General features: G+C 57.3%; 7 protein-coding genes. 6 read left to right on the top strand and 1 reads right to left on the bottom strand.

Annotated elements, in window-relative coordinates:
- Positions 1-39: 39 nt before the first annotated feature.
- Complete coding sequence (locus R6T97_RS10270; RefSeq protein WP_410349201.1) at positions 40-1,329, top strand: acetylornithine deacetylase/succinyl-diaminopimelate desuccinylase family protein; 1,290 nt, start codon at positions 40-42, stop codon at positions 1,327-1,329.
- A gap of 143 nt (positions 1,330-1,472) precedes the next feature.
- Here R6T97_RS10270 and R6T97_RS10265 read toward each other — a convergent pair whose 3' ends face one another.
- Positions 1,473-1,727, bottom strand: a complete 255-nt coding sequence (locus R6T97_RS10265; RefSeq protein WP_410349200.1) for a GlsB/YeaQ/YmgE family stress response membrane protein — start codon at positions 1,725-1,727, stop codon at positions 1,473-1,475.
- A 267-nt stretch (positions 1,728-1,994) separates the two neighbouring features.
- Here R6T97_RS10265 and R6T97_RS10260 point away from each other — a divergent pair, with 267 nt between their 5' ends.
- The 5 genes from R6T97_RS10260 to R6T97_RS10240 all read left to right on the top strand — a co-directional run bounded on the left by R6T97_RS10260 (position 1,995) and on the right by R6T97_RS10240 (position 7,686).
- Positions 1,995-3,470, top strand: a complete 1,476-nt coding sequence (locus tag R6T97_RS10260; RefSeq protein ID WP_410349199.1) for an ABC transporter substrate-binding protein — start codon at positions 1,995-1,997, stop codon at positions 3,468-3,470.
- A 97-nt stretch (positions 3,471-3,567) separates the two neighbouring features.
- Entirely contained in the window at positions 3,568-4,512 is a 945-nt protein-coding gene (locus R6T97_RS10255; protein WP_410349198.1) for an ABC transporter permease, read from the top strand.
- Complete coding sequence (locus R6T97_RS10250) at positions 4,509-5,324, top strand: ABC transporter permease (protein WP_410349197.1); 816 nt, start codon at positions 4,509-4,511, stop codon at positions 5,322-5,324. The genes R6T97_RS10255 and R6T97_RS10250 overlap by 4 nt, the downstream gene beginning before the upstream one ends.
- A complete protein-coding gene (locus R6T97_RS10245; RefSeq protein ID WP_410349196.1) occupies positions 5,321-6,907 on the top strand; it encodes an ABC transporter ATP-binding protein in 1,587 nt (528 codons plus the stop codon). The genes R6T97_RS10250 and R6T97_RS10245 overlap by 4 nt, the downstream gene beginning before the upstream one ends.
- A 41-nt stretch (positions 6,908-6,948) precedes the next feature.
- Positions 6,949-7,686 carry a glucose 1-dehydrogenase gene (locus R6T97_RS10240; protein ID WP_410349195.1) on the top strand — a complete coding sequence of 246 codons (738 nt, stop codon included), beginning with the start codon at positions 6,949-6,951 and terminating at the stop codon, positions 7,684-7,686.
- Positions 7,687-7,771 lie beyond the last annotated feature (85 nt).

Genomic DNA, 7,771 nt, shown 5'->3' with positions numbered 1-7,771 from the left:
ACCATTGTCTGTCCGGTCATAAACGCGAATACTAGGAGCATGAACGGCAACGCAGAAAATTCAGCCCTGAACGAAGCGGTACGCACGCGACGGAACGATCTGATCGCGCTGACCCAAAACCTGATCCGGATTCCCACATTGAACCCGCCGGGTGATTGCTACCGCGAAATTTGCGAGTATCTGGACCGGCGCCTGCGGAAGTCAGGGTTCGAAACCGAAATGATCCGCGCCCATGGCACACCGGGCGACAGCGACAAATACCCCCGTTGGAATATCGTCGCGTGGCGCGAAGGAGGCCGCGCAGGTGATTGCGTCCACTTCAACAGCCACACCGATGTGGTCGAGGTCGGCAGCGGCTGGACCAAAGATCCCTTTGGCGGGGAACTGACTGACGGAAAGATCTATGGCCGCGGCGCATGTGACATGAAAGGCGGGCTTGCGGCCTCGATCATCGCAGCAGAGGCGTTTGTCGAAACGCATCCCGACTACGCAGGCGCCATCGAAATCTCCGGCACTGCGGATGAAGAATCAGGGGGCTACGGCGGTGTCGCCTATCTTGCTGAAAAGGGCTATTTTGACCCCGCGCGCGTGCAACATGTCATCATTCCCGAACCGTTGAACAAGGACCGCGTCTGCCTTGGGCATCGCGGCGGCTGGTGGGCCGAAATTGAGACTTTTGGCGAAATCGCCCATGGCTCCATGCCTTTTCTAGGTGACTGTGCGGTGCGTCACATGGGTGCGGTGCTGACCGAGTTCGAATCCAAGCTTTATCCCGCAATGGCCGCACGGATGACCGATATGCCCGTCGTACCCGAAGGGGCGCGATCATCCACCATGAACATCAACTCCATCCATGGCGGCCAGCCAGAGCAGGATGCTGACTATACCGGCCTGCCTGCACATTGCGTGCCAGACAGTTGCCGCATCGTCATCGACCGCAGGTTCCTTGCCGAAGAAAATGTGGATGACGTGCGCAACGAGGTCAAAGACCTTCTCGAAGGTCTGAAGGCTGGCCGCGACCGGTTTGACTATGACCTGCGCGAGATCAATGTCGTGCTGCCCAGCATGACTGAACGTGAAGCACCAGTCGTTCAGATCGTCGCCGCCGAAATCGAAAAAGTCTTGGGCAAGCCGGCAGAGTTTGTCGCCTCGCCGGGCACCTACGATCAAAAGCACATCGACCGGATCGGCAAGCTGAAAAACTGCATCGCCTATGGGCCGGGTATATTGGAACTGGCCCATAAACCGGACGAATACGTCGGCGTCGACGACATGATCGACAGCGCGCAGGTCATGGCGGGTGCTTTGGGGCAGATATTGAAGCCATAGGGCGGGCGTGTCGGCGAGAGTGCATTCACTCATCCCGACACTTGCCGCTGCAAGTTCAAATTATTTCAGACGCACAAGTTCACCCAACAAAAAGAGGCCGACGCACGGTCAGACCCTCGTCGCGAATTGTCGTCAGCTACGTTCTACACGCGTTTCACGAGCCGGATCAGGAACAAAAGAATCACCGCCCCGATTGTCGCGTGGATAATAGAGCCGACGATTCCACCCCCGAAACCCAGGCCGACGACTGGAAAAATCAGTCCTGCAACAAATGCGCCGACGATGCCAACGACAATGTTACCCAGTAAACCAAAGCCGAAGCCCTTCACAATCTGTCCGGCCAACCAACCTGCGATTGCGCCGATAATGATGATTACAAGAATGCTTTCGATACCCATCTTTATGCTCTCCTAATTAAACCGCATGTTCACGACAAACGGAACCATAACACAGTTATTGACGGAGCCGATTGAGATTAAGCAATCGTCAGCAAGATGAATTAACGCGGACAATCGTTTGAAGCGGTCCTGCTTTTGCCTGTAATGCACATTCTTCGACACTGGCGGTCGTGTGAACATGTGGGGCAAGCATCCACTCTGTGGTCGCTGGGGCTTGATTTGCACCGACGTTCCGACAACACTCGTCCCAGCCATAGGAGATCGACCATGCAGTATTTCAAAAAACTCGCCACATCTACAGTCGTCGTTCTTTGCGCATCCGGGGCACTGGCCCAGGACAGCATCACCGTTGCCATTCAGTTGGAACCGCCGAACCTTGACCCGACCAGCGGGGCCGCGCAGGCGATTGACAGCGTCCTTTATGCCAATGTGTTCGAGGGTCTCACCCGCTTTGACGCCGATGGTGCGATTATTCAGGGCGTCGCCCAAAGCTGGGATATTTCCGACGACGGTTTGGTCTATTCCTTCAATCTTGCTGCCGGTGTGACCTTTCACGATGGCACCGCGATGGATGCCGAGGATGTAAAATTCACTCTTGATCGTGCGCGCGCTGAAGACAGCACCAATGCGCAAAAGGGCCTCTTTGCGGGGATCACGGATGTGACCGTGGTTGACCCGCTGACCGTGCAGGTCACGCTGGACCAGCCGAACGGCAACTTTTTGTTCAATATGGCATGGGGCGATGCCGTGATCGTGGCACCTGAGAGCATCGACACAATCGCCTCAAATCCTGTCGGGACCGGCCCGTTCACCTTTACCGATTGGGTGCAGGGCGACCGGCTGGAGCTGACCCGCTATGATGATTACTGGGGGCCTGCCCCCGCCCTAAAGAGCGCCACCTTTCGTTTCATCGCTGATCCGACTGCCGCCTTTGCCGCTGTAATGGCCGAGGACGTGGATGCCTTTATCGGCTTCCCCGCGCCTGAAAACCTGCCACAGTTCGAGGCTGATGCCCGGTTTCAGGTCCTTGTCGGCAATACCGAAGGTGAAACGATCCTCGCCACCAACAATATGATGCCACCCTTCGACGACGTACGCGTTCGCAAAGCTCTGGCCCATGCCATCGACCGGCAGGCAATCATCGAAGGGGCGATGTTCGGACTGGGCACGCCCATTGGCACGCATTTCGCGCCGCATCATCCGGACTATGTGGACCTGCTGCACAATTCCCGCCACGATCCCGAGTTGGCCCGAGAGCTGCTGGCCGAAGCCGGTTTTGCCGACGGTTTCACCACAACGCTGAAACTGCCGCCACCCTCTTATGCGCGGCGCGGCGGCGAGATTATCGCCAGCCAGTTGCGCGCGGTTGGGATCGAAACCGAGATCACCAATCTGGAATGGGCGCAGTGGATCGAAGAAGTGTTTACCAACAAGGATTTCGGCCTGTCCATCGTCAGCCACACCGAGCCGATGGATATCGGCATCTATGCCAACCCGGATTATTACTTCCAATATGACAGCGAGGAATTCCAGGCGGTCATGGAAGCCCTCAACGCGACCACGAATCCAGAGGGGCGCAGTGCACTGTTGGAGCAAGCACAAACCATCATCTCAGAGGATTTTGTGAACGGGTATCTGTTTGAACTGGCCGTCGCGACCGTGGCGAAAGCAGGGATCGAGGGACTATGGGTCAACCAGCCTACAGCCGCCGTTGATCTGACAGGGGTATCTTGGTCAAACTGAACACAAACGGGCGGTATCACCGCAAAACCCCTGACAGCTCTCATCGGGGGCTCTACCCACAGATGCGGTCAGGGGCAGCAGGCGTTGCATTGACCCCATGATCCGATACGTTTTTGGTCGCCTCACATCACTTATCATCAGTCTGATTGTCGCATCCATCGTGATCTTTGCCGTCATCGAGGTGATCCCCGGTGATCCTGCGGCTTTTATGCTCGGCGTGAACGCGCGCCCGGATACGATTGCCGCCTTGCGTGCCGAAATGGGCCTCGATCAGCCTTTGATCACAAGGTATCTGGACTGGGTCTTCGGGTTGCTGCGCGGCGATTTCGGCCAATCCTGGACATATAAAACCCCGGTCTCGGACCTCATCTCGGACCGCATTTGGGTGTCTTTGCCGCTTGCGATCTACGCGCTGATCCTGTCAACAATCATCGCATTTCCCGCAGGCATTTACGCAGCCAGCAGGCGGGGCAGCGCAGGCGACGTGACGATCATGGGGGCCACGCAACTGGGCGTCGCGATCCCCAATTTCTGGTTTGCGATGATACTGGTGCTGGTCTTTGCCATCAACCTTCGCTGGTTCAGCGCGGGCGGATTTCCGGGATGGAACGATCCGTTGCGGGCGATTAAATCCCTCACCTTGCCCGCCATCGCACTCGCCCTGCCGCAAGCAGCAATTCTCGCCCGTGTCATGCGATCATCGCTTCTTGACATGCTGGGCGAAGATTTCATCCGCACCGCCCGCGCGAAAGGGCTGAGCCGCCGCCAAGCGCTTTGGAAACATGCTGTCCGCAATGCGTTGATCCCAGTACTGACGATCATTGGCCTGCAATTTTCGTTCCTGTTGGCGGGCGGCATCATCATTGAACAGGTGTTCTTTCTGCCCGGCCTTGGCCGGCTGATTTTTCAGTCCATCAGCGCACGCGATCTGATTGTCGTGGAAAGCGTGGTGATGTTGCTGGTCTTCACCGTGATCGTCGTCAATTTCCTTGTCGATTTGGCCTATGCCGCCGTTGACCCGCGATTGAGGACGAAAGCATGAGCCGCAATCTGATTATCGGTACGTTGCTGACGTTACTTTTCATGGTATTGGCGGTGGTGTCTTTCGTCTGGACACCTGCCGATATCGAGACACTGAACATTCAAGCGCGGCTGCAAACGCCCAGCGCGGCCAACCTGCTTGGGACCGACCATTTCGGGCGTGATATCCTGTCGATGATCATGATGGGTGCGCGAACGTCGATTGCCGTCGCCTTGGTTGCGGTGGGCATCGGCATGGCGCTCGGCATCCCGTTGGGATTGCTCGCAGCGGCACGGCACGGATCACTGCTGGATGATTTAATCATGCGGGGCAATGACCTTGTCTTTGCCTTTCCGTCACTGGTCATCGCGATCCTGATCACCGCCGTGTTCGGGGCCTCTGCCGTCAATGCCATTATCGCCATCGGCATCTTTAACATCCCCGTTTTCGCTCGCCTCACGCGGGGTGCCGCCTTGCCGCTGTGGGAGCGGGATTTCATCCTTGCCGCGCGCGTCTGCGGCAAGTCCGCAGCGCGTATTTCAATCGAACACGTCCTGCCCAACATCACCAACTTGATGATCGTGCAGGGCACAATCCAATTCAGCCTTGGCATCCTTGCCGAGGCCGCCCTGTCTTACATCGGTCTTGGCGCACAGCCTCCCACCGCAAGCTGGGGCCGAATGCTGGCGGATGCCCAGACACTCGTCAGCATCGCGCCGCATACAGCCCTCATGCCGGGTTTTGCGATCCTGCTGACGGTGCTGGGGCTGAACCTGATGGGAGACGGTTTACGCGACTGGCTTGACCCGCGTATCCGCGTGGTGCGGACATGAGCCTGCTTGCGATGAAGGACCTGTCGCTGTCCATCGGGGATACGCCAGTCCTGCATGACGTCAACCTGACCATGCAGGCCGGTGAAATCGTGGCAATCACCGGCGAGAGCGGCTCTGGCAAATCCATGACAGCGCTTGCCGTGATGGGGCTGCTACCGCATGGTGCCAAGGCCAAGGGCAGGATCATGCTTGATGGCATCGATATCCTGCAAACTCCGGAACCTGACTTGTGCAAAATGCGTGGCAACGCGATGGGCATGGTATTTCAGGAACCGATGACAGCACTCAATCCGGTGCAAACCATCGGCGATCAGGTAGCCGAAACGATCCTGATCCATGAAAAAACAACCAAGGCCGAGGCCCACAAACGCGCCACTGCGATGTTGGAGCGCGTGGGGCTCGAGGTTTCTCCGAAACGGTATCCACATGAGCTGTCCGGCGGGCAGCGCCAGCGTGTTGTGATCGCGATGGCCATCGCGCTGCGCCCCAAGCTGCTGATCGCGGATGAGCCCACTACGGCGCTGGATGTGACCACACAAGCCCGAATCCTCGACCTATTGCGCGACCTTGTGTGCGAATTCAATATGGGATTGTTGATAATAACCCATGATCTGGCCGTTGTCGCCGATGTCGCCGATCAAATCGCAGTGATGCAAAAGGGCCGTATCGTCGAGGCGGGTGCGACCGGACATCTTCTGGCCCATATGCAGCACCCCTATACGAAGGCGCTATTCGAGGCGTCGCGCCATGCGGTATCCTTGCCCGAAACAGTGCAGGCGGCACCGATGCTGCGCGTAAGGAATGTTGCCCGTGATTATCCCGTTGCGCGTCAGAGGCTCTTGGGGCCCCGGCCCATGTTCCGCGCGTTGGATGATGTCACTTTCCAGATCAATCACGGTGAACGTGTCGGGCTGGTAGGTGAAAGCGGCTGCGGAAAATCGACACTAACGAGGGCAATTTTGGGGTTGGAAGACGTGCAGCGCGGTCAGATCACACTGGACGGGGACCCTGTCTTTACCGGCAGGCACCCTAATCTGGCGGTTCGGCGCAAAATGCAGGTGGTGTTTCAGGACCCCTACAGCAGCTTCAATCCGCGTCACCGCGTAGATCGGCTGATCACCGAACCGTTTCACCTGCTGGAACATCCACCCAGCGGGGCCGCGCGCGATGATGCTATCGCAAAGGCGCTGACCGACGTCGGCCTTTCGCCCGGTGATGCGGATAAATACATCCATGAATTTTCAGGCGGGCAGCGGCAACGCATCGCCATCGCGCGGGCGCTGATCATCGAACCGGAACTCATCATCTTTGACGAGGCTGTTTCGGCGCTTGATGTGTCCGTCCGCGCTCAAGTGCTCGACCTGATCGCGGACCTTTGCCGCAGGCGGCCTCTGGCCTATCTGTTCATCAGCCATGACCTGTCGGTCGTGCGGTCGGTGACTGACCGTGTGATCGTCATGCAGGCGGGAAAAATCATCGAACAAGGCGAAACAGACACTGTTTTTGCAAATCCGCAACATCCCTACACCAAGGCGTTGATTGCAGCGGCACCACAGTTGCCCGCGTTGGGCATGGCGGTCTGATAAAGAGATTGCTACGCTCATGACAATGCAGGGGGGATACAATGCGACTGGCAGATAAAACAGCAATTGTAACGGGCGGCGGCTCGGGATTTGGGGCAGGAATAGCACGCAAGTTCGCGGCTGAGGGTGCGCACGTTTTTGTGGTCGATATCAATTTGGAGGGTGCCGCCGTCATCGCTGATGAAATAGGCGGCATCGCAGTGGACTGTGACGTTTCTAACGCGGATTCAGTGTCTAACCTTGCAAAAACAGTACTATCTCAAGGTCCACTCGATATCCTGGTGAATAATGCTGGCGTCACGCATTTGCCCAACCAGCTCGAAGATGTGACGGAGGATGACTTTGATCGGGTCTATAACGTGAACATGAAGTCGGTTTTTCTTACTGCACGGGCATTGGTCCCGCATTTCAAATCCCGCAAATGCGGTGCAATCCTCAATGTGGCCTCGACCGCCGGTGTTTCACCCCGTCCCCGTTTGAACTGGTACAATGCATCAAAGGGCTGGATGATCACTGCAACCAAAACGATGGCGGTCGAGCTTGCGCCCGACGGCATCCGTGTAAATGCGATCAATCCCGTCGCTGGCGATACGCCCTTGCTCAAGTCCTTCATGGGTGAGGACACGCCCGAGATACGGGCCAAGTTCCTGTCCACAATCCCCTTGGGCCGTTTTTCAACGCCCGAAGACATGGGCAACGCCGCCTGCTTTCTCTGCTCGGATGAGGCCAGCATGATCACAGGCATCGCAATGGAGGTGGACGGTGGCCGCTGTATCTAAAGGCAAACGCAATTTGATCACCGATGTTGCGGGCCTCAAAGTCGGCAACGCGCAGGACGATCACATCAAGACAGGCACGACGGTG

The organism is Yoonia sp., assembly GCF_046498525.1.
In the GTDB taxonomy this organism is placed as follows: Bacteria; Pseudomonadota; Alphaproteobacteria; order Rhodobacterales; family Rhodobacteraceae; genus Yoonia.
This window is presented reverse-complemented; position numbering and strand designations above follow the sequence as displayed.